Genomic DNA, 23,994 nt, shown 5'->3' with positions numbered 1-23,994 from the left:
CTGAAAATCAAGGCCGCCTTCCCCGGGAAAGCGCGATGAACCAAAAAAAAGGGGATGCCAATGGCATCCCCTTTTTCATTCAGGAAAAGCTTCAGACGACCGGTTTGGTCTCGTCCTTGGCTTTTTCCTTCTCTTCTTCGTCGGCCTTGGTCTCGGCTTGCGCCGGTACTTCGGCTTCAGTCACGAGCGCGACTTGTTCAGGCTGTTCGGCCGGGGCCTCTACTGCTTGCTCGACGGTTTCTTCAACCTTCTGCTCGGCAGCGACCACTGTTTCTTCGACGCCTGCGATGGCGTGAGCAGCAGCGGAAACCGGTTCGGCGGCAGCAACGGCTTCGACGACCTTCGCGCCTGCCTCTTCGGCTTCCTTGGCCAGGCGCTCGGCTTCGCGCTGACGACGACGCACTTCGCGCGGATCGTTGGCGGCACGGCCGGTGCTGGTCGGAGCCTGGGCAGGAGCTTCAGGCTGCGGGGCAGCGGCCGGAGCTTCTTCGATGACGGCTGGCGCCTCGACGATGACTTCAGCAGGAGCAGCTTCGAACCTGGGTGCTTCGACAGCAGGCAGGGTTTCTTCCACCACCGAAGCCTGCTCAACAATCGGAGCAACTTCTTCGACCTGGGCGACTACAACTTCGGTCGCTGCAGTTTCGACAACCGGAGCTTCGGCTTGGGCCAGAGTTTCGGCAGCGGCTTCGGCAACAACTTCGGTGGATACCACTTCAGCGGCAATTACGCCGGTGGCCGCAACGGTAGCAGCCGGGACGACTTCGCCGTCTTGATCTTCCACCAGCTCATCACCGTTGGCTTCACGCTGACGCTCGCGACGGTTGCTGCGGCGGCGCTGGCCACGGGAACGGCGGCGAGGACGTTCGTCATCGGAGCCTTCCTGATCGTCGTCCAGCAGCTCTTCGTTGTTCAGCAGTTCCTCGTCGACCGGCTCGGCCTGGGCCAATTCGGGTCGCGGCTGGCGCTCTTCGCGAGGTTGACGCTCTTCACGTGGCTGGCGCTCTTCGCGGGCCGGACGCTCGGCGCGTTCACCACGCTCGCGGCGACCTTCCTGGCCTTCGCGCGGTTCGCGGGGCTCACGAGGCTCACGAGGCTCACGGGCTTCACGCGGCGGACGCTCTTCGCGGGGCTCACGAGCCGGACGCTCTTCGCGAGGCTGGCGCTCTTCGCGCGGTTGACGCTCCTCACGGGGCTCACGAGCCGGACGCTCTTCGCGAGGTTGGCGTTCTTCACGCGGCTGACGCTCTTCGCGGGCCGGGCGCTCGCGGCGGCCCTCTTGGCCTTCACGGGCTTCGCGAGGCTGGCGTTCTTCGCGCGGCTTGCGATCTTCATCGCGGCGGCCATCACGAGCTTCGCGGCCTTCACGGCCTTCACGTCCATCGCGACGACGGTTCTGCTGACGGCCATTGCGGCGCTCTTCACCACGCGGCTGGCGCTCGGCAGCAGGCTGCTCGGCTTCGACCTTGGGCTCTTCCTTGCCCGCGAACAGACCTACCAGGGACTTCACCAGTCCCTTGAACAGGCTGGGCTCGGGAGTCGGTACCGGCTGGGCTTGGGGAACGACTGCGGTCGGTGCAGGAACCGGGCGCTCGGGGGAAACGGTCTTCACCGCTGCTTCCTGGCGAACCAGGGTGCGGGTGGAACTGACCGGTTGGGCTTCTTCCACCTCGGCCGGGGCCATTTCGTAGCTGGACTGGTTGTTCAGCACTTCCGGGCTGTCGTCGCGCAGGCGCTGGACTTCGAAGTGCGGGGTTTCCAGATGGTCGTTCGGCAGGATGACGATGCGCGAACGGCTGCGCAGTTCGATCTTGGTGATGGTGTTGCGCTTCTCGTTGAGCAGGAAGGCGGCAACCGGGATCGGCACTTGGGCGCGGACTTCGGCGGTGCGGTCCTTGAGGGCCTCTTCCTCGATCAGGCGCAGGATGGCCAGCGAGAGGGACTCGACGTCACGGATGATGCCTTGGCCGTCACAACGGGGGCAGACGATGCCGCTGGTCTCGCCCAGGGACGGACGCAGGCGCTGACGGGACATTTCCAGCAGGCCGAAGCGCGAGATACGACCGATCTGAACACGGGCGCGGTCGGCTTCCAGGGCTTCGCGGACCTTTTCTTCCACGGCGCGCTGGTTCTTGGCCGGGGTCATGTCGATGAAGTCGATGACAATCAGGCCGCCGATGTCGCGCAGGCGCAGCTGGCGGGCGATTTCCTCGGCCGCTTCCAGGTTGGTCTGCAGGGCGGTTTCTTCGATGTCGCCACCTTTGGTCGCACGAGCCGAGTTGATGTCGATGGACACCAGGGCTTCGGTCGGGTCGATGACGATGGAACCACCGGACGGCAGCTTCACTTCGCGCTGGAAGGCGGTTTCGATCTGGCTTTCGATCTGGAAGCGGTTGAACAGCGGAACGCTGTCCTGGTAGAGCTTGATCTTGCTCTGGTACTGCGGCATCACCTGGCGGATGAAGCTGAGGGCTTCCTCGTGGGCCTCGACGCTGTCGACCAACACTTCGCCGATGTCCTGGCGCAGGTAGTCGCGGATGGCGCGGATGATGACGTTGCTTTCCTGATAGATCAGGAAGGGAGCGCCGCGCTCACCGGAAGCTTCCTTGATGGCGCTCCAGAGTTGCAGCAGGTAATCCAGGTCCCACTGCAGCTCTTCGCTGGAGCGGCCCAGGCCTGCGGTACGAACGATCAGGCCCATGTCGGCCGGAGCGTTGAGACCGTTCAGCGCTTCACGCAGTTCGTTGCGCTCTTCGCCTTCGATGCGACGGGAGATGCCGCCGGCGCGGGGATTGTTCGGCATCAGCACCAGGTAACGACCGGCAAGGCTGATGAAGGTGGTCAGGGCAGCGCCCTTGTTGCCGCGCTCTTCTTTCTCGACCTGGACGATGACTTCCTGGCCTTCGCTGAGCACTTCCTTGATGTTGATGCGGCCTTCGGGGGACTTCTTGAAGTACTCGCGGGAGATTTCTTTCAGGGGCAGGAAGCCGTGGCGCTCGGCGCCGAAGTCGACGAAGGCGGCTTCAAGGCTGGGTTCGATACGAGTGATTCGGCCTTTGTAGATGTTGGCCTTTTTCTGCTCGCGGGCACCCGATTCAATGTCCAGATCGTACAGGCGTTGGCCGTCGACCAGAGCAACACGCAACTCTTCGGGCTGAGTCGCGTTAATCAGCATTCTTTTCATGTGGTACCAATGGGTTTCCGGGCTACCGGAAACGGCGATTGGCGCACACGACTCTCGCGGTCGGTGTCAGGTGCGTGTCAGGAGCGGCGGGCCACTCCAGTGTCCAGCGACGTCCAGTCAAAGGGACCGGAATCGCGACTACGTCTCCTGCTTGCTGTCGTGACAGAAGCACTTGTTCAGGAGGAGGAATCAACGGTCGGAAGCGGACGAAATGAAGCGTCTTGAAACTACGCAGTCCGACGGTTATGCATCTCCACCCTACACTTATCCCTTGAAAATCGGGTGCCGCTCGCTGAATCCGTAGCGGGTTGCATTTACCGTGATCTCCCAAAGGAAAGGGGTGATCACGCGTCATGGCTCAAGGCTTTGGTTTCTGAAAATTCGCAGTCATTGCAGCGAATTTTCTGTCGGACGGCCTTACGTCCTGAAAGGGTTGCAGCGGTTAGGGTGGCAGTTTTGGCGAACACCCTGAAACCAGGCCGCTTTTGGCGGCGTTCGCGACTATAGCAGTAATCATTAAGTGCTTCAAATCCATAAAAAATTGTTATGATGCGCAAATGAACACTCCTGCCTCTCCAACCTCCGGCGTCCAGCTGCTTGAGGTTGCGCCGGAATATGCCGGCCAACGCATCGACAATTTCCTACGCACTCAGTTGAAAGGTGCGCCCAAGACGTTGATTTATCGCATCCTTCGAAAGGGCGAAGTCCGCGTGAACAAAGGGCGCATCAAGCCGGAGTACAAGCTTCAGGCTGGCGACGTCATTCGCGTTCCGCCGCTGCGGCTGTCCGAGCCCGACGAGCCTGCACCCGTGGCTCAAGGGCTGCTGGAGCGCCTGGAGAGTGCGATCGTCTATGAAGACAAGGCCCTGATCGTGCTGAACAAGCCGGCCGGCATTGCGGTGCACGGAGGGAGCGGTCTCAGCTTCGGAGTGATTGAAGCCTTTCGTCAGCTGCGCCCGGAGAACAAGGATCTGGAGTTGGTGCACCGCCTCGATCGCGATACGTCCGGGCTTCTGATGATCGCCAAGAAACGCAGCATGCTGCGTCACCTTCACGAGGCGCTGCGTGGTGACGGCGTCGACAAGCGTTACCTGGCGCTGGTGCGCGGTAGTTGGCCGACTTCGAAGAAGAAGGTCAGTGCGCCGTTGATGAAGAACAACCTGCGCTCCGGCGAGCGCATGGTCGAAGTGAATCCGGAAGGCAAGGAGGCGCTTACCGAGTTTCGCGTCGTGCGCCGTTTCGGGGAGTTCGCCACCTTGGTGGAAGCCAGCCCGATTACCGGGCGTACTCACCAGATTCGTGTGCACGCCAAGCATGCGGGCCATTCCATTGCCGGCGATCCCAAGTACGGCGATGAGGAATTCACCCGTGAGGTTCGTGAGTTGGGTGGCAAGCGCCTGTTCCTTCACGCGCACTCCCTGGCGATCAGTCTCCCCGATGGGGGTGAGCTGAAGCTGGAGGCTCCGGTTGACGAGATGTGGCAAAAAACCCTGGAGCGTCTCGGTGCCTGATTACCAGTTGCTGATTTTCGACTGGGACGGCACGTTGGTTGATTCCATTGCTCGTATCGTCGAGTCCATGCGCGTGGCGGCAGACGTTTCCGGGCTACCGTGGCGAGATGACGCGGCTATCAAGGGCATCATCGGGCTCGGTTTGCCAGAGGCGATCGCGACGCTTTATCCGGAGCTCGAAGACCCCCGGTGCATAGACGCATTCCGGCAGCGTTACGGTGAGCATTACAGCGCGCTGGAGCGCCAACCTTCGCCGCTGTTCGAGGGGGTGGCCGAGGCACTGGAGGTGTTCCGTGCCGAGGGCTATCGTCTGGCGGTGGCCACCGGCAAAAGTCGCCGGGGGTTGGAGCATGTGCTGGCTGGGCGTGGCTGGTTGGATTATTTCGATGTCACTCGCTGCGCGGACGAGACTGCGAGCAAACCTGATCCGCGCATGCTGCATGAAATTCTTGCGCATTGCGGAGTGGCTGCCGAGCGAGCTGTGATGGTGGGGGATTCTCCCTTCGATTTGCGCATGGCGCATCGGGCTGGGATGGATTCCGTGGCGGTTGGGTACGGTGCCCAGCCGCTTGCTGAATTGCTCAAGGAGTCGCCCAGTCTGGCGATCGAGCGTTTCGAAGAGCTGCGTCACTGGCTGGCAGGTGACCTGAGCCGGCAATCCCGAGAGGTGGAGCTTTATGTCTGACGAATGGAAAGAAGCGCCTGCCGACAAGGCGGAGCAGAAGAGTTGGAAGTTGTTGGAGAAGGCTGTCCTGGCGGGAGTCCAGGAGCAGCGTCGCGCCCGGCGCTGGGGTATTTTCTTCAAGTCCCTGACCTTCCTGTATCTCTTCGTCGCCCTCGCGCTGTTCTGGCCGGCATTCGATCTGCAGAAAAGTGCCGCGCGCAGCCAGGAGCACACGGCGCTGGTCGAGGTCCGTGGAATGATCGCCGATGAAGAGGCCGCGAGTGCCGACAACATAGTGACCAGCCTGCGTGCGGCTTTCGAGGATCCGAAGACCAAGGGTGTCGTGCTGCGGATCAACAGTCCGGGTGGTAGCCCGGTGCAGTCCGGTTATATCTATGACGAGATTCGTCGACTGCGTGCGGAACACAAGGACATCAAGGTTTACGCGGTGATCACCGACCTTGGTGCGTCCGGTGCGTATTACATTGCCAGCGCGGCGGACGAGATCTATGCCGACAAGGCAAGCCTGGTTGGGTCTATTGGTGTCACTGCGGCGAGCTTCGGCTTCGTCGATGCCATGGGCAAGTTGGGTGTTGAGCGTCGCGTCTATACCTCGGGCGAGCACAAAGCCTTCCTGGACCCGTTCCAGCCGCAGAAGGTTGAGGAAACCCAGTTCTGGCAGGGCGTCCTGGATACCACCCACCAGCAGTTCATCGAGAGCGTGAAGAAGGGGCGTGGCGATCGACTCAAGGTCGATGGGCATCCCGAGCTCTTCAGTGGGCTGGTCTGGTCGGGCGAGCAGGCGTTGGCACTTGGTCTGGTAGACAAGCTCGGCAACACCAGTTTCGTTGCCCGCGAGGTCGTCGGTGCAAAAGAGATCGTCGACTACACCGTGCAGGAGTCACCTTTCGATCGCTTCTCGAAAAAGTTCGGCGCCAGCGTTGCCGAGCGGTTGGCGCTCTGGATGGGGTTCCAGGGGCCGAGCTTGCGTTGATTTCGCGTCTGCTCAAAAAGAAAGCCCGGCCAGAAGCCGGGCTTTCTTCCTTCTATATGGCGGATCAGGGAATCTGGATGCCCTCGGCGAGCAACATGTCCACCAGTCGAATCAGTGGTAGGCCGACGAGGCTCGTAGCGTCCGGGCCTTCGGTCGCACGGAACAGGCTGACGCCTAGTCCTTCTGCCTTGAAGCTGCCGGCGCAATCATAGGGTTGCTCCGCTTCCAGGTAACGACCGATACATTCGGCGTCCAGTTCGCGGAAGTGCACGGTGAAGGGTACGCAATCCACGTGGTAGTGGCCGGTAGCGCTGTTCAGGAGGGCGAGGCCGGTCAGGAAGCTGACGCTGGTTCCGCTAGCTGCCAGCAGTTGATTTCGGGCGCGCTCGAAATCGTGGGGCTTGCCGAGTATCTGCTCGCCCAGCACGGCGACCTGGTCGGAGCCGATGATCAGATGGTTCGGGTTCTGGCTGGCAAGGGCTCTGGCCTTCTCCAGCGCCAGTCGGCGCACCAGTTGTTCGGCGGGTTCATCGATCTGGCGGCTTTCATCGATAGCGGGTGCGGCCCAGGTAAAGGGCAGTCGCAGGCGTTCGAGCAGTTCGCGTCGATAGGGTGAGCTGGATGCAAGCACCAGGGGTAGCATGGCGATCTCCGGTCTAAGAGGCGGGAAATTCTATAGAGGCCCGTCGCGCGCGGACAATGCGGAAATTCTTTTGACAGGGCAGGGGCTCGTCCCTAGAATGTCGCGCCTATGTTGAATGGGCCGATTCCACCTCATGTAGATCCGCGCAAGCTGGCGGACCGCGAAGTCACTCTAGAGGGTGACATTGCGCTCGCCAGTCTGGAGCGACTCTGCGATCCCCTAGCGGACAACGCGGGCAGCATCCATGCAGGCCTCGCGTTCGCCCGTGACGAGCGTCGTGCTGTCGTAATTCACAGCCGGATTGACGTCGAGGTCAAGATGGTTTGCCAGCGTTGTCTAGAGCTGGTCACCCTGAACATCCACAGCGAGTGTGATTATGCTGTGGTGAGGGAAGGGGCGGACAGTCAGTCGCTGCCGAAGGGCTATGACGTGCTGGAAGTGGGTGAAGATCCGTTGGATCTGATGACTCTGGTCGAGGATGAGCTGTTGCTTGCCCTGCCCATTGTTCCGGCCCATGACCCTGAAGATTGCCAGCAGCCGGCGGGCACCAATGAGCCCGAGCCGAGCGAGAACGAGGTACCGCGGTCCAACCCGTTCAGCGTACTGGCGCAGTTAAAGCGTGACCCAAACGTTTAGGAGTTAATTGATTATGGCTGTTCAGCAGAACAAAAAATCCCGCTCGGCACGCGACATGCGTCGTTCCCACGACGCCCTCGAAGCCAACGCCCTGTCCGTAGAGAAGAGCACTGGTGAAGTTCACCTGCGCCACCACGTTTCCCCGGACGGTTTCTACCGCGGTCGCAAAGTGATCGACAAGGGCGCTGCTGAGTAATCCTTGGCCGCCTCGATCATCGCGATTGATGCAATGGGCGGGGACTACGGTCCCCGCTGCATTGTTCCAGCCAGCGTCGCCTGTCTGGCTGAATTCCCCTCGCTTCACCTGGTCCTCGTCGGCCAAGCTCCCCTCCTGGAAGAACTCGTTGCCCGCATTCCTGCGGTCGATCGTCAGCGCCTGCAAATCGAACATGCCAGCGAAGTGATCGCCATGGACGAGCGCCCGGCACAAGCCCTGCGCGGCAAGCCGGATGCCTCGATGCGTGTCGCCCTCGATCTTGTGCGCAATGGGCGGGCCCAGGCCTGCGTCAGTGCTGGCAATACCGGTGCCCTGATGGCGCTGTCGCGCTACGTGCTGAAGACCCTGCCTGGAATCGATCGCCCTGCCATGGTCAGCGCCATTCCCACGGCGCGGGGTCATTGCCACCTGCTCGACTTGGGTGCCAACGTCGATTGCAGTGCTGAGCATCTCTACCAGTTCGCCGTGATGGGGGCGGTTGCAGCCGAGGCCCTTGGTACTCCTCATCCACGCATTGCACTACTGAATGTCGGAACCGAGGACATCAAGGGCAACCAGCAGGTCAAGCTTGCGGCGAGCCTGCTGCAGCAGGCCGAAGGTCTCAACTACATCGGATACATCGAAGGTGATGGCCTCTATCGGGGCGAGGCCGACGTGGTGGTCTGTGATGGTTTCGTCGGCAATATCCTGCTCAAGTCCAGCGAAGGATTGGCCTCGATGATTTCCACTCGAATGGAAGCGCTGTTCAACGAAAACCTCGCTTCTCGCGTGGTGGGTGCGCTGGCCCTGCCGTTGTTGCGCCGTCTTCGGACCGATCTGACTCCGGCACGTCATAACGGAGCGAGCTTCCTGGGGCTGCAGGGCATCGTGATCAAGAGTCATGGTTCGGCCGGGTCGGAAGGCTTCCAGAGCGCCATTCGTCGCGCGCTGATCGAAGTTCGCGAGAATCTCCCGCAGCGCCTTCACGGAAGACTGGAGCATCTGTTGCTGTAGGATGTGACCGCTATCGGCAGCCTGTCATCCAAATGTCAGTTCCGTGCGCTTGGCTATGCCAGGCGTCAATCTCCCTATACCGCCAGATAAGGGACCTCAGTCAATGTCCGCATCCCTCGCTTTCGTATTTCCCGGTCAGGGTTCCCAGTCTCTGGGTATGTTGGCCGAGCAGGGGGGCCAGCAGAAGCTGGTCCTGGATACCTTCGCCGAAGCCTCCGAGGCGCTCGGCTATGACCTCTGGGCGCTGACCCAGCAAGGTCCGGAAGAGCAGCTCAATCAGACCGACAAGACCCAGCCGGCCATCCTCACTGCATCCATCGCCCTGTGGCGCCTGTGGCTGTCCGAAGGTGGTGCGCGTCCAGCGTACGTCGCCGGTCATAGCCTCGGTGAGTACTCCGCGCTCGTGGCTGCAGGCAGCCTGGGCCTCGCCGATGCCGTGAAGCTGGTCGAGCGTCGTGGTCAGCTGATGCAGCAGGCCGTCCCGGCAGGGCAGGGTGGCATGGCCGCGATCCTGGGTCTGGAAGATGCCGACGTGCTGGCCGCATGTGCTGAAGCCGCCCAGGGCGAAGTGGTCAGTGCCGTCAACTTCAATGCCCCCGGCCAAGTGGTAATCGCGGGTGCCGCCGCAGCTGTCGGGCGCGCCATCGAAGCGTGCAAGGCTCGTGGCGCCAAGCGTGCCATGGCTTTGCCGGTCAGCGTGCCTTCTCACTGCGCCCTGATGAAGCCGGCCGCCGAGCGCTTCGCCGAGTCCGTTGACGCGCTGGCTTGGCAGGCGCCGCAAATCCCGCTGGTGCAGAACGTCAGCGCCTCCGTGGTGGCCGACCTCGCCGCGCTCAAACGTGACCTGCTGGCTCAGCTCTACAGCCCGGTTCGCTGGGTGGAGTCGATGGTCAGTCTGTCCGAGCGTGGCGTTACCGACCTGGTCGAATGTGGTCCGGGTAAGGTGCTGTCCGGTCTGAACAAGCGCTGCGTGAAGGGTGTCAACACCCACAATCTGGATACCCCTGATGCTTTCGCGGCCGCCCGTGCTGCGTTGGCCTGAACAAGGAGAAGACCTATGAGTCTGCAAGGTAAGGTGGCATTGGTCACCGGTGCGAGCCGCGGCATTGGCCAGGCTATCGCCCTCGAACTGGGCCGTCAGGGTGCCGTGGTGATCGGCACCGCGACCTCCGCTTCCGGCGCCGAGCGCATCGCCGAGTTCCTCAAGGAAAACGGCATTGAAGGTGCCGGTCTGGTACTCGACGTCAGCAGTGACGAATCGGTCGCCAGCACCCTGGAACACATTCAGCAGCACCTGGGTCAGCCGCTGATCGTTGTGAATAACGCCGGCATCACCCGCGACAACCTGATGCTGCGCATGAAAGACGACGAGTGGTTCGACGTCATCAACACCAACCTCAACAGCCTGTACCGCCTGTCCAAGGCCGTGCTGCGTGGCATGACCAAGGCTCGCTGGGGTCGCATCATCAACATCGGTTCGGTGGTGGGTGCCATGGGTAACGCCGGCCAGACCAACTACGCCGCCGCCAAGGCCGGCCTGGAAGGTTTCAGCCGCGCCCTGGCGCGCGAAGTCGGCTCCCGCGCCATCACCGTCAACTCGGTGGCTCCGGGCTTCATCGACACCGACATGACTCGCGAACTGCCGGAAGCACAGCGCGATGCGCTGCTGACCCAGATTCCGCTGGGGCGTCTGGGCCAGGCCGAAGAGATTGCCAAGGTGGTGGGATTCCTCGCTTCCGACGGCGCTGCCTACGTCACCGGCGCTACCATTCCGGTCAACGGCGGCATGTACATGAGCTGAATGTGACGAATCCCTTCAGGAAGATGTCATATGGGCTGTCTAGAATTCGCTATATAAGTGCAGCCGGGTTATAGACATTTCGTTGCGGCGATCCTGAAGGGGTTCAGGCGTTCTGCTTGAAATGCGGAAAACCCTTTCTATACACTGCAGCCCCAGCTGCACGGATTTTTCCATAGGAGTGAAAACACGGTATGAGCACCATCGAAGAACGCGTCAAGAAAATCGTCGCCGAGCAACTGGGCGTCAAAGAAGACGAAGTCACCAACAGCGCTTCCTTCGTTGAAGACCTGGGCGCCGATTCCCTTGACACCGTTGAGCTGGTGATGGCTCTGGAAGAGGAATTCGAGACCGAGATTCCGGACGAGCAAGCCGAGAAGATCACCACCGTTCAGGAAGCCATCGACTACATCAACGCCCACGCGCAGTAATGTAGTCGTCGGTTCCCCGACGCGGAAAAGCCGCACGACCCGATTGGGCGTGCGGCTTTTCTTTAAGCCGATTGTTGAAAATCTGCGGTTTGCGCGTTACCTGCCGAGCTTTTCAACAGTCTGTTTATCCGAATCAACCGCCGTGTAGAGATTGAAGAAGGAGATCGCTGTGTCGCGTAGACGCGTCGTGGTCACTGGCCTTGGCATGCTGTCGCCGCTGGGTACCGATGTATCGAGCACCTGGCAGGGAATTCTGGCTGGCCGCAGTGGCATTGGCCCTATCGAGCATATGGACCTGTCCGCCTATACCACCCGCTTCGGTGGTTCGGTCAAGGGGTTCAATGTCGAGGAATACCTGTCGGCCAAAGAGGCGCGCAAGCTCGACCTGTTCATTCAGTACGGCCTCGCTGCAAGCTTCCAGGCTGTGCGTGACTCGGGCCTCGAAGTTACCGATGCCAATCGTGAGCGCATCGGCGTGGCCATGGGCTCCGGTATCGGTGGCCTGACGAACATCGAGAACAACTGCAAATCCCTGCATGAGCAAGGGCCGCGCCGTATTTCGCCGTTCTTCGTGCCCGGCTCGATCATCAACATGGTGTCCGGCTTCCTGTCGATCCACCTGGGTATCCAGGGGCCGAACTACGCCATTGCCACGGCGTGCACCACCGGCACCCACTGCATCGGCATGGCTGCGCGCAACATCGCCTATGGCGAGGCGGACGTGATGGTCGCTGGTGGCTCTGAAATGGCTGCCTGTGGCCTGGGGCTGGGTGGTTTCGGCGCAGCTCGCGCACTGTCCACCCGTAATGACGACCCGACCCGTGCCAGCCGTCCCTGGGACAAGGGCCGCGATGGTTTCGTGCTTTCCGACGGTGCCGGCGCGCTGGTCCTCGAAGAACTGGAGCATGCGAAAGCCCGTGGCGCGACCATCTACGCCGAACTGATCGGCTTCGGCATGAGCGGTGACGCCTACCACATGACTTCGCCGCCGGAAGACGGCGCTGGTGCAGCGCGCTGCATGAGCAACGCCCTGCGCGACGCCGGCCTGAATGGCGGTGAGGTGCAGTACGTGAACGCCCACGGCACTTCGACCCCGGCTGGCGATATCGCTGAAGCCATGGCGCTCAAGTCGGTGTTCGGTGAGCATGCGTACAAGCTGGCAGTCAGCTCCACCAAGTCCATGACCGGCCACCTGCTGGGTGCGGCGGGGGCTGTGGAAGCCATCTTCAGCGTCCTCGCGCTGCGTGATCAGGTGGCGCCGCCGACCATCAACCTGGACGACCCGGACGAAGGTTGCGACCTCGACTTCGTGCCACACGAAGCGCGTTCGATGCCCATCGATGTCGTACTCTCCAACTCCTTTGGCTTCGGCGGCACCAACGGTTCCCTGGTGTTCCGCCGGTTCGTGGGCTGATGCCGAATTGGGTTGACGGCCATCCGGCCGACTCGTTGTCCATCAAGGACCGCGGTCTGGCTTACGGCGATGGGCTTTTCGAGACCATCGCCGTACGTGGCGGTAGACCCCCGCTTCTCGAGTACCACATGGCGCGGCTCGCCGACGGCTGCCAGCGCCTGGGTATTCCACTTGACCTGCAGTTGATGCGCACGGAGCTGGTGGCCTTCTCGGCTGGGTTGGGTGAAGGCGTCGCCAAGCTGATGGTCACGCGTGGCGAAGGGTTGCGTGGTTATGCTCCGCCGCCTGTCGCGCTGCCCCGGCGCATTCTGCAGAGCGCTGCCTTTCCGGCGTATCCAGACGGCAATGCGGAACAGGGTGTCCAACTTTTCCCTTGCGCCACTCGACTCGCCGAGCAACCGATGCTGGCTGGCCTCAAGCACCTCAACCGGCTGGAGCAAGTTCTGGCCCGTGCCGAGTGGCAGGATGGCGAGCACGCCGAAGGCCTGATGCGCGACCTGTCTGGCCGTGTGATCGAGGGTGTGTTCAGCAATCTGTTCATGGTGCATGACGGCGTGCTGCTCACCGCTGATCTCTCCCGTTGCGGGGTCGCTGGTGTCATGCGCGCTGCGCTACTGGATAGCGCCAAGGCTGAAGGTCTCCAGGTCGAGGTGCGCGATATCACCTATGACGAGTTTCTCCAGGCCGATGAGGTTTTCCTTTGTAACAGCCTCTTCGGCGTATGGCCGGTGCGTTCTGTAACAGGGCATCACTGGCCGGTCGGGCCGCTGACCCGTAAACTTCAGGTCATCGCCCGCGATCTACTGGATATCTGATTCGTGATACGCAAATTCCTGCTGATGCTGGAAGCAGGCCTGCTCCTTGCCGGTCTGCTGATTGCCTTTGCCGGCTGGCAGCAGCGCGTCACCCTTGAGCAACCCCTTAATATCTCCGCCGAGCGGATGCTGGATGTACCGGCTGGCGCTACGCCCGGTGGCCTGCTCAATCGCCTGGAGACGGAAGGGGTCCTGAACAATGCGTTCTGGTTGCGCCAGTACTGGCGCTTCAACCTGGCTGGCGAGTCCCTGCACAGTGGTGAGTATCGCCTGACGCCAGGCATGCGCGCTGCCGACTTGCTGGGACTGTGGCGGCGCGGCGATGTGGTGCAGTACAGCGTGACGTTGGTGGAGGGGTGGAACTTCCGCCAGGTTCGCGCCGCCCTGGCCAAGCAGGCCAAGCTGGAGCAGACGCTGACCGATGTCAGCGATGCGGAGCTGATGGCTCGCCTGGGTCGCCCAGGCGAGTACCCCGAAGGTCGCTTCTTCCCGGATACCTATCGTTTTGTGCGCGGCATGCGCGACATCGACTTGCTGAAGCAGGCGCGGGATCGTCTCGACCAGGTGCTGGCCGAAGAGTGGGGCAAGCGCTCTGACAAGCTGCCCTATAACGACCCCTATCAGGCGCTGATCATGGCGTCCCTGGTGGAGAAGGAGACCGGTGTTCCCACCGAGCGCGGGCAGATTGCCGGCGTGTTCGTGCGCCGACTCAATAGCGGCATGTTGCTGCAGACCGACCCGACCGTCATCTACGGCCTGGGCGAGCGCTACAATGGGAACCTGACCCGCGATCACCTGCGTGAGGCGACGCCCTACAACACCTACGTGATCAGTGGCCTGCCGCCAACCCCCATTGCCCTCGCCGGGCGTGAAGCCATTCGTGCCGCGCTGCATCCCGCGACAGGGAGGAGCCTCTATTTTGTCGCCCGTGGCGATGGCAGCCATGTATTCTCCGAGACTTTGGGCGAGCACAATCAGGCCGTGCGTGACTTCCAGATGAAGCGCCGCAGCGACTACCGCTCCAGCCCCACCCCGCAATGAATAAGGACACCCAGTGAGCGGTCTGTTCATCACATTGGAAGGCCCGGAAGGCGCCGGAAAGAGTACCAATCGCGAGTACCTTGCAGAGCGTCTGCGCAGCCATGGCATCGAGGTCGTACTGACGCGCGAACCGGGCGGTACGCCGCTCGCCGAGCGTATCCGTGAACTCCTGCTGACCCCCAGCGACGAAGCCATGGGCGCCGATACCGAATTGCTGCTGGTATTCGCGGCCCGTGCCCAGCATCTGCAGGGCGTGATCAAGCCGGCGCTGGCGCGGGGTGCGGTGGTGCTCTGCGACCGCTTTACCGATGCGACCTATGCCTATCAGGGCGGTGGCCGCGGCCTGTCCAGCGAGCGTATCGCGCTGCTGGAAAACTTCGTCCAGGGCGACTTGCGTCCAGATCTGACCCTGGTGTTCGACCTGCCAGTGGAGATCGGCCTGAGCAGGGCCGCCGCCCGTGGCCGCCTGGATCGTTTCGAGCAGGAACAGCGCAGCTTCTTCGAAGCCGTTCGGCAGACTTATCTGCAGCGCGCTCAGGCCGCTTCGGACCGCTACAAGGTCGTCGACGCGTCGCTGACGCTGGCGGAAGTGCAGGCCAGTCTCAATAAATTGATTCCCGATCTGCTGGTGCGCTGCCATGGCTGACGCCTATCCCTGGCAAACCGCGATATGGCAGCAGCTGGCGGGCCGTCCGCAGCACGCGCACGCCTACCTGCTGCACGGGCCATCCGGTATCGGCAAGCGTGCCTTGGCCGAGCGCCTGATGGCGCGCCTGCTGTGCCAGAGTCCCAACGGGCTCGACGCTTGCGGTCAGTGCAAGGCTTGCCTGTTGCTGGCGGCCAGTACGCATCCCGACGCCTTCGTGCTCGAGCCAGAGGAAGTGGACAAGGCGATCCGCGTTGACCAGGTCCGCGAACTGGTGGGATTCGTCGTTCAGACCGCGCAGCTCGGTGGACGCAAGGTCGTGCTGCTGGAGCCGGCCGAGGCGATGAACCTCAACGCCTCCAACGCCCTGCTCAAGAGCCTGGAGGAGCCGTCCGGCGATACGGTGCTGCTGTTGATCAGCCACCAACCCAGTCGACTGCTGCCGACCATCAAGAGCCGTTGCGTACAGCAGGCCTGTCCGTTGCCGAGCGACGCGCAGAGCCTCGCCTGGCTAGGTTCAGCATTACCAGATGCACCGCCTGAGGAACTGCGTGAGTTGCTGGTGCTCGCCGGTGGCTCTCCGCTTTCGGCACTGCGCCTGGAAGGGCAGGGCGTGCGTACCCAGCGTGCCGAAGTAGTGGATGGGGTGAAGAAGCTGCTCAAGCAACAGGTGGGTGCCAGTCAATTGGCAGAAGGCTGGAACGCTGTGCCTTTGCCCTTGCTGTTCGACTGGTTTTGCGACTGGGCTCAGTTGATGCTGCGCTACCAGCTCACCCGTGACGAAGCGGGGCTCGGACTCAACGATATGCGCAAGGTGGTGCAGTACCTGGCCGACAAGGCACCGCAAAATAAAGTCCTGGCCATGCAGGACTGGCTGCTGCAACAACGTCAGAAAGTCCTCAACAAGGCCAACCTCAACCGTGTCTTGCTTCTCGAAGCTCTTCTAGTCCAGTGGGCAAGCCTGCCCGCGCCGGGCTAGAATCGGTGGCTGAACCAGCTTGCCAGGAAAACCGTATGAGCCTGCCGCCGAACCTGGGCCCGCGTAACGGGATTCTGTCCTTGACCATCAAGGACAAGTCCGTGCTGTACGCCGCCTACATGCCGTTCATCAAGAACGGTGGCCTGTTCATTCCGACCAACAAGACCTACAAGCTCGGCGACGAAGTATTCATGCTGCTCAACCTGATGGATGAGCAGGAGAAGATTCCAGTCGCCGGCAAGGTGGTCTGGATCACCCCCAAGGGCGCCCAAGGCAACCGCGCAGCGGGCATTGGCGTCCAGTTCAATGATGGCGACAGTGGCGCGCGCAACAAGATCGAGACCTATCTCGCCGGCGCCCTCAAGTCCGACCGTCCCACCCATACGATGTAACCGGCCGCCGGGCCCGGGCTGAAAGCGACAGGCTTGAAGCTTGGCGCCTGCGCCTGCGCCTGGAGCCTGACCATGCTGATCGACTCCCATTGCCATCTGGACCGCCTTGATCTGGGCGCCCATGGTGGTTCCCTGGACGCCGCCCTCGACGCCGCTCGTGCCCGTGGCGTCAGCCAGTTCCTCTGCATTGGCGTAAGTGCCGACAATGCTGCTGCCGTGAAGTCGGTGGCCGAGCGCTACGATGACGTGCATTGCTCGGTCGGCGTTCACCCCCTTGACCTGCAGCCGGGCGAATCCCCGGCGCTGGAATGGTTGTTGGGCGAGCTGGAGCATCCGCGGGTCGTGGCAATCGGTGAGACCGGTCTGGACTATCACTACGAACCCGAAGCTGCCGAACTCCAGCAGCAGGCATTCCGGCTGCATCTGGAGGCGGCGAAGGTAACCGGCAAGCCTGTCATCGTGCATACCCGCGAAGCCCGCGCCGACACCCTTGCTCTTTTGCGTGAGGCGGCGCTGCCGCAGGCCGGCGTGTTGCATTGCTTTACCGAGGACTGGGAAATGGCCCGCGCCGCGCTGGATCTGGGCTTCTATATCTCCCTGTCCGGCATTGTCACCTTTCGCAATGCCAGCGCGCTGCGCGACGTGGCGTGCCAGGTCCCGGCGGATCGCTTGCTGGTGGAAACTGATTCACCGTATCTCGCGCCCGTGCCCTATCGCGGCAAGCCCAACCTGCCGCAGTACGTACGTGAGGTGGCGGAGTTCCTGGCTGACTTGCGTGGGGTTCCCTTCGAAGCTTTCGCAGAGCAGACCAGCGAGAACTATCTGCGCCTGTTCCCCCTCGCGCGGCGCGGCTGAAGCGGCTGCGGGAAGCCACTCGAAAAAACGCGCACAAAAAAAACCCGGGTTCTGGGGGATGAATCCGGGTCAAGACCATTAGGAGTAAAACAAAGGAACGCGATCCACGGTTCCTCGACTGGCTGGGCACTTGGGGGGAGATGCCGCGCGCCAGTAAGAAGAAGTATCGGTCAATATCCCCATGCGTCCAGACAGTGCATCGGCGTTTCTTAAACCTATTTGGAATACGCCGGGGCCGGCTGAGTCCTCATGCGTCTGCCATCTGGCGTAAGAGCGCGAGCGTCTCGTCTATCACGCGGGATTCGGTATAGAAGTGCGGTGAAAAGCGGATTCCTCCTCCGCGCTGGGCGCAGACCACCTGTTCGGCCCGGAGCCGTTCGAACAGCACCTGGTTGTCCCAGCCGTCCAGGCGGAAGCTGAGGATGCCGGCGCGACGCAAGGGATTCAACGGACTCAGCAGTTGCGTGCCGGGGATCTGCGCCAATCCGTCCTGCAACCATTGGACGCGCTCGGCGAGCGCCGCAGCAACCTGGTCCATGCCCACCTCTTCCAGCAGTGAAAGGCTCGCTTCCAGTGCCATGGCGCCAAGCATGTTGGGGCTGCCGCACTCGAAACGTCGCGCTGTACGGGACGGCTCCCAGTCGACGCGTTCGTATTCACCGGGGTGCTCGAGCATGTGCCAGCCGTATTCATGGAGCTTCAGCTGTTCTCGCAGATCACTGCGGCAGTAGAAAACCCCCAGTCCTTCCGGTCCGAGCATCCATTTATGCCCATCGGCCATGGCGAAGGCGCAATCGATGGCCTGAACATCGAAGGGCAGGGCGCCCAGCTGCTGAATCGCGTCGACGCAGAAGAGCACACCAAGCCGACGGCATTCGTGGCCGAGCCGGTGCAGATCCAGACGCAATCCGCTGGCGTATTGCACGGCGCTTATCGAGAGCTGGCGGGTGCGAGGGCCGCATGCGGCGAGCAGTGCACCTTCCGGATCGGCTCCGTCCAGCGACACCTGGACCGTTTCCACTCCGAAGCGCTTCAGGGCTTCCCAGACGACACGGTTGGACGGGAATTCCTGATCGCTGATGATCACCTGATCACCCGCCGTCCAGTCCAGACCAAAGGCGACGAACGACAGGGCTTCCGATGTATTCTTGACTAGTGCAAGATCAGCCGTGGTAGGACTGTTCAGCAATCTGGCCAAGCGTTCGCGGAGGCGACGTTCCACGGTGAGCCAGTCCGGATAATCCCTTGCACCGAGGCGCCAGTTCTCTTCGGCGAAGCTCTGGACCGCACGAGTCGCGCGTTTGGGCCAGGGCGCAACCGCGGCATGGTTGAGATAGCGGAGCCCATCGGCGTGGGCAAACTCATCTTGCAATAAGCTCATAGTCGGATGATCCGTGCATTTTTACGCCAGATAGGCATAATACGCGGCTTGATTTTTGACCCCACAGTCCCTTTATGCAGAAAGAACCCCGTAAAGTCCGTGAGTTCCGCCGCCGCGAGCAGGAAATTCTCGACACCGCCCTCAAGCTCTTTCTAGAAGAGGGCGAAGACAGCGTTACCGTCGAGATGATCGCTGACGCAGTGGGTATCGGCAAAGGCACCATCTACAAGCACTTCAAGTCCAAGGCGGAGATCTATCTGCGCCTGATGCTCGACTACGAGCGCGACCTGAATGCGTTGTTCCATTCCGCAGATGTGGATCGCGACAAGGAAGCGCTTTCGCGCGCCTACTTCGAGTTCCGCATGCGCGACCCGCAGCGCTATCGCCTGTTCGACCGCCTTGAAGAAAAGGTCGTGAAGAACAGCCAGGTGCCGGAGATGGTCGAGCAACTGCACAAGATCCGCGCGTCCAACTTTGAGCGCCTGACCCTGTTGATCAAGGGCCGCATCGCCGAAGGCAAGCTGGAAGACGTTCCGCCGTACTTCCACTACTGCGCCGCCTGGGCCCTGGTGCATGGCGCTGTCGCGCTCTACCACTCGCCGTTCTGGAGCAATGTCCTGGAAGATCAGGAAGGCTTCTTCCAGTTCCTCATGGACATCGGCGTCCGCATGGGCAACAAGCGCAAGCGCGAAAGCGAGTCGCCCGCGGGCTGACGCATTCAGAGCGCCTATAACGCGGTCCCGGATATGTGCCGTGTCGATCGCAGGGATATACTCCGGTGTACCACATGCCGGAGCGTCCCATGATCGTCGACCGCCAAGGCAGGCGTTTCCGCAACCTGCGCATCAGCCTGACCGCCGCCTGCAACTACGCCTGTACCTATTGCGTGCCGGACGGCAAGAGGCTGGTGGCGGCCCAGGATGAACTGTCGGCCGAGGCCATGGTGCGCGGCGTGGCCTACCTCATCGAGGCGGCCGGCATCGAACGCCTGCGTATCACTGGCGGCGAGCCGCTGGTCAGCCCCAAGCTCGATCCTTTCCTTCGCGCAGTCAGCAAACTCGGTCTCGAAGACATCAGCCTGACCAGCAATGGCCAGCTCTTGTCCCGCAAGCTCCCCCTGCTGCTTGATTGCGGCATACGCCGCCTGAACGTCTCCCTCGATACCCTGGATGCTGACGAGTTCCGTGGCATCGCCCGTGGCGGCGATCTGGCCACCGTGCTCCGGGGGTTGGAAGAAGCGAAAGCTGCCGGCCTCAAGATCAAGATCAACATGGTTCCCCTGCGTGGCAAGAACCTGGACCAGGTGTTGCCTCTGCTGGACTATTGCCTGGAGCGGGGCTTCGAGCTTCGTTTCATCGAATTGATGCGCATGGGACACCTGGCTCGCGACCCCAACGGTTTCCATCAGCAGTTCGTCGGGCTGGAGGAGCTGCTGGCGTTGATCCGAACTTCCCACGAGTTCGTTCAGGCCAGCGCACCGCTTGATGCCACGGCCCTGCGTTATCGGGTGCCGGGCGAGGGCCATTTCGGCGTGATCGCCAACGAGAGCGTACCTTTCTGCCGGACCTGCTCACGTTTGCGCCTGTCCTCCACCGGCTGGCTGCACGGGTGCTTGTCATCGAGCAATCGTCACTACGTCGGCGACCTGCTGGAAAAACCTCGGCATGAGGCGCTGCCTGCCTTGCAGCGGTTGCTGGTCAAGGCGCTGGCCGACAAGCAGGATCTCGCGTTCTCTGGTGGTGTCACCGTGATGAAGATCATCGGCGGTTGATGGCGCGGAAGCTGCATTGGTTCTCCATCTGCCGGTTTTTCGTCGCCGGCGCCTGGAGGACACACGATGCGTAGCATGATTCTGTTACTGGCAATTCTCGGCCTGGCGGGCTGCATGAACGTCAGTGACATGGCGGAAGGCACACGCGAGCAATTGAGCGATGCCGGATTCCTGGACCACAGCGAGACCCGTCGCGCCAGCCCTTGGCGCCTGCAGGCAGACTCCTTCATCTACATCGCGCAGGGCTACTTCGTGCCCCCGGGTTCCGCCTATCCACGACCCAACGTGGTCGCTGAAGAGGCGTTCAACGGTTTCGTCGAATACTTCCCCATGGTGCGTCGTGCCAAGGGCCCTGCCGGCCTGGAAGACGCCATGGGCCAGGCTCGCGCAGTGGGGGCGCACTATCTGCTGTACGCGCGATTCGCCAGTGCTGACGACCGCATCGGAACCGTCGAGGAGTGGGAAGACGAGGAGTCGCTGGATCGGCTCGGGCGCGATCGTGGGGTGATTCAGCTGATGCTGATCGAGACCAACACCCGTTATCTCGTGGACACCGCCCGAATCCGCAATCGTGGCGGTTTTCTGACGTTTTACGATGAGAAGCCCGAAGACCTGATCGGCGCGCCGCTGGAAGAGTATGCTCGCAGCCTGATCGGGTTGAGTCGTTAAGGAGATTGAAATGAGCGATCCCGGCAAAGCCGGTGACTTGCTGGCGCAGATACCCAAGGGCGACAAGCCGGGTGGTGCGCCCGTTCATCTGTGGAACCCGCCGTTCTGCGGAGATATCGACATGCGCATCGCTCGCGATGGCACCTGGTACTACCTGGGCACGCCAATCGGACGCAAGCCCATGGTCAAGCTGTTTTCCGGCGTGATTCGCAAGGATGGCGAGGACTATTTCCTGGTCACGCCGGTGGAGAAGGTGGGCATCAAGGTCGATGATGCACCATTCGTTGCCGTCGAGTTGCGGGTGGAGGGAGTCGGGCGGGAGCAGCAGCTGCGTTTCATCACCAATGTCGAGGACGAGGTGGTTGCCGGTGCAGTCCATCCGCTGCGCGTGGAGCTGGACCCGCAAACCCAGGAGCCGTCGCCTTACGTCCTGGTGCGGACCAACCTGGAAGCGCTGATCCATCGCAACGTCTTCTACCAGTTGGTGGAACTGGCGGAGCCGCGCGAGATCGATGGCATTACCTGGCTGGGTGTGTGGAGTGGCGGAGAGTTCTTCCCCATCGGGCCACTGCCGGAGTAGGCAGAAGGTGGACATGAAAAAGGCTCCCTAGGGAGCCTTTTTCGTGCCTGCTTACATGTTGGGGTAGTTCGGGCCGCCGGTACCTTCCGGGGCAACCCAGGTGATGTTCTGGGCCGGGTCCTTGATATCGCAGGTTTTGCAGTGGACGCAGTTCTGGGCGTTGATCTGGAAGCGCTTGGCGCCATCTTCCTGAGTCACCACCTCATATACGCCAGCCGGGCAGTAGCGCTGCGCCGGTTCGTCGTACAGCGGCAGGTTCTTGGCGATCGGGATGCTCGCGTCGGCCAGCTTCAGGTGGCAGGGTTGTTCCTCTTCATGGTTGGTGTTGGAGAGGAATACCGAGCTGAGCTTGTCGAAGCTGATCTTGCCGTCCGGTTTCGGATAGTCGATGCGCTGGGACTGGGCTGCCGGCTTCATGCAGGCATAGTCCGGCTTGTTGTCGTGCAGGGTGAACGGAAGCTTGCCGCCGAACCAGTTCTGGTCGACGTAGTTGAACGCACCGCCCACCAGGGCACCGTACTTGTGAATGGCCGCGCCGAAGTTGCGGCTGCGGAACAGTTCGTCGTACAGCCAGCTGGACTTGAAGGCATCGACATAGTTGGTCAGCTCGTCACCACCTTCCTTGCCAGCGGCCAGGGCGGCGGCCACGGATTCGGCGGCCAGCATGCCGGACTTCATGGCAGTGTGGCTGCCCTTGATCTTGGCGAAGTTCAGGGTGCCCAGGTCACAGCCGATCAGCGCACCGCCGGGGAAGACCATCTTCGGCAGCGAGTTCAGGCCGCCTTTGCAGATGGCGCGGGCGCCGTAGGCAACGCGTTTGCCGCCTTCCAGGTACTGCTTGATCACCGGGTGGTGCTTGTAGCGCTGGAATTCGTCGAAGGGAGACAGGTAAGCGTTGGCATAGGACAGGTCGATGATCAGACCTACGACCACCTGGTTGTTTTCCAGGTGATAGAGGAAGGAGCCACCGGTGTTTTCGGTGCCCATGATGTCCATCGGCCAGCCGGCGGTGTGGACTACCAGGCCGGGCTGGTGCTTGGCCGGGTCGATGTCCCAGATTTCCTTGATGCCGATGCCGTAGTGTTGGGCGTCGGCTTCGGAGTCCAGGTTGTACTTCTTGATCAGCTGCTTGCCGATGTGGCCACGGCAGCCTTCGGCGAACAGGGTGTATTTGGCGCGCAGTTCCATACCGGGGGTGTAGTAACCCTCTTTCGGATGACCTTCGCGGTCCACGCCGAGATCGCCGGTGATGATGCCGCGAACGACGCCGTTCTCGTCGATCAGCGCTTCCTGGGCGGCGAAGCCCGGGTAGATCTCCACGCCCAGGCCTTCGGCCTGTTGGGCCAGCCAGCGGCAGAGATTGCCCAGGGAAATGATATAGTTGCCCTCGTTGTGCATGGTCTTGGGCACGAACAGATCAGGAACCTTGATCGCGGAGTCGGCATCCTTGAGCATATAGATGTCGTCGCGGGTTACCGGGGTGTTCAGCGGGGCGCCCAGGTCTTTCCAGTCAGGGAAGAGTTCGTTCAGGGCTCGCGGTTCGAATACGGCGCCAGAGAGGATGTGGGCGCCGACCTCGGAACCCTTCTCGACCACGCACACGCTGATCTCTTGACCAGCTTCCGCGGCCTTCTGCTTCAGTCGGCACGCGGCGGACAGGCCAGCGGGGCCGGCGCCGACGATGACGACGTCGAATTCCATGTATTCGCGTTCCACAGTCAATCTCCTCAAGGCTCTTCGATATTTTGTGTTGGAGGGCTAGGCTCAATCCCTGACCTGAGCCGGCGCATTATATCCAGCACCTAAGGCTGGTCCAATACAAACGTTTGTTTGAATTTTGTGAAGCCCTGATAGGATAAGGCTCTGCGGCTTATGGCGGGTCATTCTGCTGTATTGACCCGAATAGGCGATCCGGTCAAGATACGGGCGGTTTTGCGCTCGCTGTCTGGGCTGACGTCGGTTCCGGCCGACCTGCATCACTGGCCAGGCTCGTCTTGGCGACATTCTTATTAACCGGAGAGTAACGAGGAATCCATGAAGGTTCTTGTAGCTGTCAAACGAGTGGTCGACTACAACGTCAAGGTCCGCGTCAAGGCGGACAACTCCGGCGTCGACCTCGCCAACGTGAAGATGTCGATGAACCCCTTCTGCGAAATTGCCGTAGAAGAAGCCGTCCGTCTGAAAGAAAAAGGCGTAGCGAGTGAAATCGTCGTCGTCACCATCGGCCCGAACACTGCTCAAGAGCAGCTGCGTACTGCCCTGGCCCTGGGCGCTGACCGCGCCATCCTGGTGGAGTCCGCCGACGAGCTGAACTCCCTGGCCGTCGCCAAGCTGCTGAAGGCCGTGGTCGAGAAAGAGCAGCCGCAGCTGGTCATCCTCG

General features: G+C 61.7%; 25 protein-coding genes. 21 read left to right on the top strand and 4 right to left on the bottom strand.

What is annotated here, in order from left to right:
* Nucleotides 1-91: 91 nt before the first annotated feature.
* Entirely contained in the window at nt 92-3,184 is a 3,093-nt protein-coding gene (gene rne, locus MnOB_RS04425) for a ribonuclease E (protein ID WP_077522414.1), read from the bottom strand.
* Between the two features lie 557 nt (nt 3,185-3,741).
* On the opposite strand from rne, the gene rluC reads away from it, so the two are divergent.
* Genes rluC through sppA form a run of 3 tightly spaced genes read left to right on the top strand, consistent with a single transcriptional unit; the run spans nt 3,742 to nt 6,353 of the window.
* Complete coding sequence (gene rluC, locus MnOB_RS04420) at nt 3,742-4,695, top strand: 23S rRNA pseudouridine(955/2504/2580) synthase RluC (protein WP_077522412.1); 954 nt, start codon at nt 3,742-3,744, stop codon at nt 4,693-4,695.
* Complete coding sequence (locus tag MnOB_RS04415) at nt 4,688-5,380, top strand: HAD-IA family hydrolase (RefSeq protein WP_077522410.1); 693 nt, start codon at nt 4,688-4,690, stop codon at nt 5,378-5,380. The genes rluC and MnOB_RS04415 overlap by 8 nt, the downstream gene beginning before the upstream one ends.
* Nucleotides 5,373-6,353, top strand: coding sequence for a signal peptide peptidase SppA (sppA, locus tag MnOB_RS04410; protein ID WP_077522408.1), 981 nt, complete (start codon nt 5,373-5,375; stop codon nt 6,351-6,353). Before MnOB_RS04415 ends, sppA begins: the two co-directional genes overlap by 8 nt.
* Nucleotides 6,354-6,417: 64 nt before the next feature.
* Here the strand turns inward: sppA and MnOB_RS04405 are convergent, their stop codons facing one another.
* Complete coding sequence (locus MnOB_RS04405) at nt 6,418-6,996, bottom strand: Maf family protein (RefSeq protein ID WP_077522406.1); 579 nt, start codon at nt 6,994-6,996, stop codon at nt 6,418-6,420.
* A gap of 108 nt (nt 6,997-7,104) precedes the next feature.
* On the opposite strand from MnOB_RS04405, the gene MnOB_RS04400 reads away from it, so the two are divergent.
* The 13 genes from MnOB_RS04400 (at nt 7,105) to MnOB_RS04340 (ending at nt 17,213) form a co-directional block, all read left to right on the top strand.
* Nucleotides 7,105-7,632 carry a YceD family protein gene (locus MnOB_RS04400; RefSeq protein WP_077522405.1) on the top strand — a complete coding sequence of 176 codons (528 nt, stop codon included), beginning with the start codon at nt 7,105-7,107 and terminating at the stop codon, nt 7,630-7,632.
* 13 nt (nt 7,633-7,645) lie between these two features.
* A complete protein-coding gene (rpmF, locus tag MnOB_RS04395) occupies nt 7,646-7,828 on the top strand; it encodes a 50S ribosomal protein L32 (protein ID WP_044870244.1) in 183 nt (60 codons plus the stop codon).
* A gap of 3 nt (nt 7,829-7,831) precedes the next feature.
* Nucleotides 7,832-8,842 carry a phosphate acyltransferase PlsX gene (gene plsX / locus MnOB_RS04390; protein WP_077522403.1) on the top strand — a complete coding sequence of 337 codons (1,011 nt, stop codon included), beginning with the start codon at nt 7,832-7,834 and terminating at the stop codon, nt 8,840-8,842.
* A 103-nt stretch (nt 8,843-8,945) separates the two neighbouring features.
* Entirely contained in the window at nt 8,946-9,884 is a 939-nt protein-coding gene (fabD, locus tag MnOB_RS04385) for an ACP S-malonyltransferase (RefSeq protein ID WP_077522401.1), read from the top strand.
* Between the two features lie 15 nt (nt 9,885-9,899).
* Nucleotides 9,900-10,643 (top strand): 3-oxoacyl-ACP reductase FabG, encoded by a 744-nt coding sequence (gene fabG, locus MnOB_RS04380; protein ID WP_077522399.1) that lies wholly within the window; start codon nt 9,900-9,902, stop codon nt 10,641-10,643.
* A 191-nt stretch (nt 10,644-10,834) separates the two neighbouring features.
* A complete protein-coding gene (acpP, locus tag MnOB_RS04375) occupies nt 10,835-11,071 on the top strand; it encodes an acyl carrier protein (protein WP_016493661.1) in 237 nt (78 codons plus the stop codon).
* Between the two features lie 169 nt (nt 11,072-11,240).
* Complete coding sequence (fabF, locus tag MnOB_RS04370) at nt 11,241-12,485, top strand: beta-ketoacyl-ACP synthase II (protein WP_077522397.1); 1,245 nt, start codon at nt 11,241-11,243, stop codon at nt 12,483-12,485.
* On the top strand, nt 12,485-13,300 hold the full coding sequence (pabC, locus tag MnOB_RS04365; protein WP_077522395.1) for an aminodeoxychorismate lyase: 816 nt from the start codon (nt 12,485-12,487) through the stop codon (nt 13,298-13,300). The genes fabF and pabC overlap by 1 nt, the downstream gene beginning before the upstream one ends.
* 3 nt (nt 13,301-13,303) lie before the next feature.
* Nucleotides 13,304-14,341 carry an endolytic transglycosylase MltG gene (gene mltG, locus MnOB_RS04360; protein WP_199824466.1) on the top strand — a complete coding sequence of 346 codons (1,038 nt, stop codon included), beginning with the start codon at nt 13,304-13,306 and terminating at the stop codon, nt 14,339-14,341.
* Between the two features lie 13 nt (nt 14,342-14,354).
* On the top strand, nt 14,355-14,987 hold the full coding sequence (tmk, locus tag MnOB_RS04355) for a dTMP kinase (RefSeq protein ID WP_077522393.1): 633 nt from the start codon (nt 14,355-14,357) through the stop codon (nt 14,985-14,987).
* On the top strand, nt 14,980-15,966 hold the full coding sequence (locus MnOB_RS04350; protein ID WP_077522391.1) for a DNA polymerase III subunit delta': 987 nt from the start codon (nt 14,980-14,982) through the stop codon (nt 15,964-15,966). The genes tmk and MnOB_RS04350 overlap by 8 nt, the downstream gene beginning before the upstream one ends.
* A gap of 35 nt (nt 15,967-16,001) precedes the next feature.
* Nucleotides 16,002-16,358, top strand: coding sequence for a PilZ domain-containing protein (locus MnOB_RS04345; RefSeq protein ID WP_028627861.1), 357 nt, complete (start codon nt 16,002-16,004; stop codon nt 16,356-16,358).
* Between the two features lie 72 nt (nt 16,359-16,430).
* On the top strand, nt 16,431-17,213 hold the full coding sequence (locus tag MnOB_RS04340; protein ID WP_077522389.1) for a TatD family hydrolase: 783 nt from the start codon (nt 16,431-16,433) through the stop codon (nt 17,211-17,213).
* A 247-nt stretch (nt 17,214-17,460) separates the two neighbouring features.
* Here the strand turns inward: MnOB_RS04340 and MnOB_RS04335 are convergent, their stop codons facing one another.
* Nucleotides 17,461-18,594, bottom strand: coding sequence for an aminotransferase class V-fold PLP-dependent enzyme (locus MnOB_RS04335; RefSeq protein WP_077522387.1), 1,134 nt, complete (start codon nt 18,592-18,594; stop codon nt 17,461-17,463).
* A 74-nt stretch (nt 18,595-18,668) separates the two neighbouring features.
* On the opposite strand from MnOB_RS04335, the gene MnOB_RS04330 reads away from it, so the two are divergent.
* From MnOB_RS04330 to MnOB_RS04315, 4 genes are all read left to right on the top strand, one after another.
* Nucleotides 18,669-19,307, top strand: a complete 639-nt coding sequence (locus tag MnOB_RS04330) for a TetR/AcrR family transcriptional regulator (RefSeq protein WP_004422328.1) — start codon at nt 18,669-18,671, stop codon at nt 19,305-19,307.
* A gap of 89 nt (nt 19,308-19,396) precedes the next feature.
* Nucleotides 19,397-20,365, top strand: a complete 969-nt coding sequence (locus MnOB_RS04325; protein ID WP_077522385.1) for a GTP 3',8-cyclase MoaA — start codon at nt 19,397-19,399, stop codon at nt 20,363-20,365.
* Nucleotides 20,366-20,431: 66 nt separating this feature from the next.
* Nucleotides 20,432-21,034 (top strand): DUF4823 domain-containing protein, encoded by a 603-nt coding sequence (locus MnOB_RS04320; protein WP_077522383.1) that lies wholly within the window; start codon nt 20,432-20,434, stop codon nt 21,032-21,034.
* A gap of 10 nt (nt 21,035-21,044) precedes the next feature.
* On the top strand, nt 21,045-21,614 hold the full coding sequence (locus tag MnOB_RS04315; RefSeq protein WP_077522381.1) for a DUF1285 domain-containing protein: 570 nt from the start codon (nt 21,045-21,047) through the stop codon (nt 21,612-21,614).
* 51 nt (nt 21,615-21,665) lie between these two features.
* Here the strand turns inward: MnOB_RS04315 and MnOB_RS04310 are convergent, their stop codons facing one another.
* Nucleotides 21,666-23,330 (bottom strand): electron transfer flavoprotein-ubiquinone oxidoreductase, encoded by a 1,665-nt coding sequence (locus MnOB_RS04310; RefSeq protein WP_077522379.1) that lies wholly within the window; start codon nt 23,328-23,330, stop codon nt 21,666-21,668.
* 318 nt (nt 23,331-23,648) lie between these two features.
* Here MnOB_RS04310 and MnOB_RS04305 point away from each other — a divergent pair.
* The coding region (locus tag MnOB_RS04305) for an electron transfer flavoprotein subunit beta/FixA family protein (protein WP_199824465.1) at nt 23,649-23,994 on the top strand (346 nt) is incomplete at its 3' end.

This window comes from Metapseudomonas resinovorans, from assembly GCF_002003485.1.
GTDB lineage: Bacteria > Pseudomonadota > Gammaproteobacteria > Pseudomonadales > Pseudomonadaceae > Metapseudomonas > Metapseudomonas resinovorans_D.
Note: the sequence above shows the minus strand (reverse complement) of the source record. Positions and strands in the feature narration are given on the sequence as shown.

Coding starts and splice junctions, on each gene's coding strand:
- rne (WP_077522414.1), bottom strand. CDS start 3,184: ATGAAAAGAATGCTGATTAACGCGACTCAGCCCGAAGAGTTGCGTGTT.
- rluC (WP_077522412.1), top strand. CDS start 3,742: ATGAACACTCCTGCCTCTCCAACCTCCGGCGTCCAGCTGCTTGAGGTT.
- sppA (WP_077522408.1), top strand. CDS start 5,373: ATGTCTGACGAATGGAAAGAAGCGCCTGCCGACAAGGCGGAGCAGAAG.
- MnOB_RS04405 (WP_077522406.1), bottom strand. CDS start 6,996: ATGCTACCCCTGGTGCTTGCATCCAGCTCACCCTATCGACGCGAACTG.
- MnOB_RS04400 (WP_077522405.1), top strand. CDS start 7,105: ATGTTGAATGGGCCGATTCCACCTCATGTAGATCCGCGCAAGCTGGCG.
- rpmF (WP_044870244.1), top strand. CDS start 7,646: ATGGCTGTTCAGCAGAACAAAAAATCCCGCTCGGCACGCGACATGCGT.
- fabD (WP_077522401.1), top strand. CDS start 8,946: ATGTCCGCATCCCTCGCTTTCGTATTTCCCGGTCAGGGTTCCCAGTCT.
- fabG (WP_077522399.1), top strand. CDS start 9,900: ATGAGTCTGCAAGGTAAGGTGGCATTGGTCACCGGTGCGAGCCGCGGC.
- acpP (WP_016493661.1), top strand. CDS start 10,835: ATGAGCACCATCGAAGAACGCGTCAAGAAAATCGTCGCCGAGCAACTG.
- pabC (WP_077522395.1), top strand. CDS start 12,485: ATGCCGAATTGGGTTGACGGCCATCCGGCCGACTCGTTGTCCATCAAG.
- MnOB_RS04350 (WP_077522391.1), top strand. CDS start 14,980: ATGGCTGACGCCTATCCCTGGCAAACCGCGATATGGCAGCAGCTGGCG.
- MnOB_RS04345 (WP_028627861.1), top strand. CDS start 16,002: ATGAGCCTGCCGCCGAACCTGGGCCCGCGTAACGGGATTCTGTCCTTG.
- MnOB_RS04340 (WP_077522389.1), top strand. CDS start 16,431: ATGCTGATCGACTCCCATTGCCATCTGGACCGCCTTGATCTGGGCGCC.
- MnOB_RS04335 (WP_077522387.1), bottom strand. CDS start 18,594: ATGAGCTTATTGCAAGATGAGTTTGCCCACGCCGATGGGCTCCGCTAT.
- MnOB_RS04330 (WP_004422328.1), top strand. CDS start 18,669: ATGCAGAAAGAACCCCGTAAAGTCCGTGAGTTCCGCCGCCGCGAGCAG.
- MnOB_RS04325 (WP_077522385.1), top strand. CDS start 19,397: ATGATCGTCGACCGCCAAGGCAGGCGTTTCCGCAACCTGCGCATCAGC.
- MnOB_RS04320 (WP_077522383.1), top strand. CDS start 20,432: ATGCGTAGCATGATTCTGTTACTGGCAATTCTCGGCCTGGCGGGCTGC.
- MnOB_RS04315 (WP_077522381.1), top strand. CDS start 21,045: ATGAGCGATCCCGGCAAAGCCGGTGACTTGCTGGCGCAGATACCCAAG.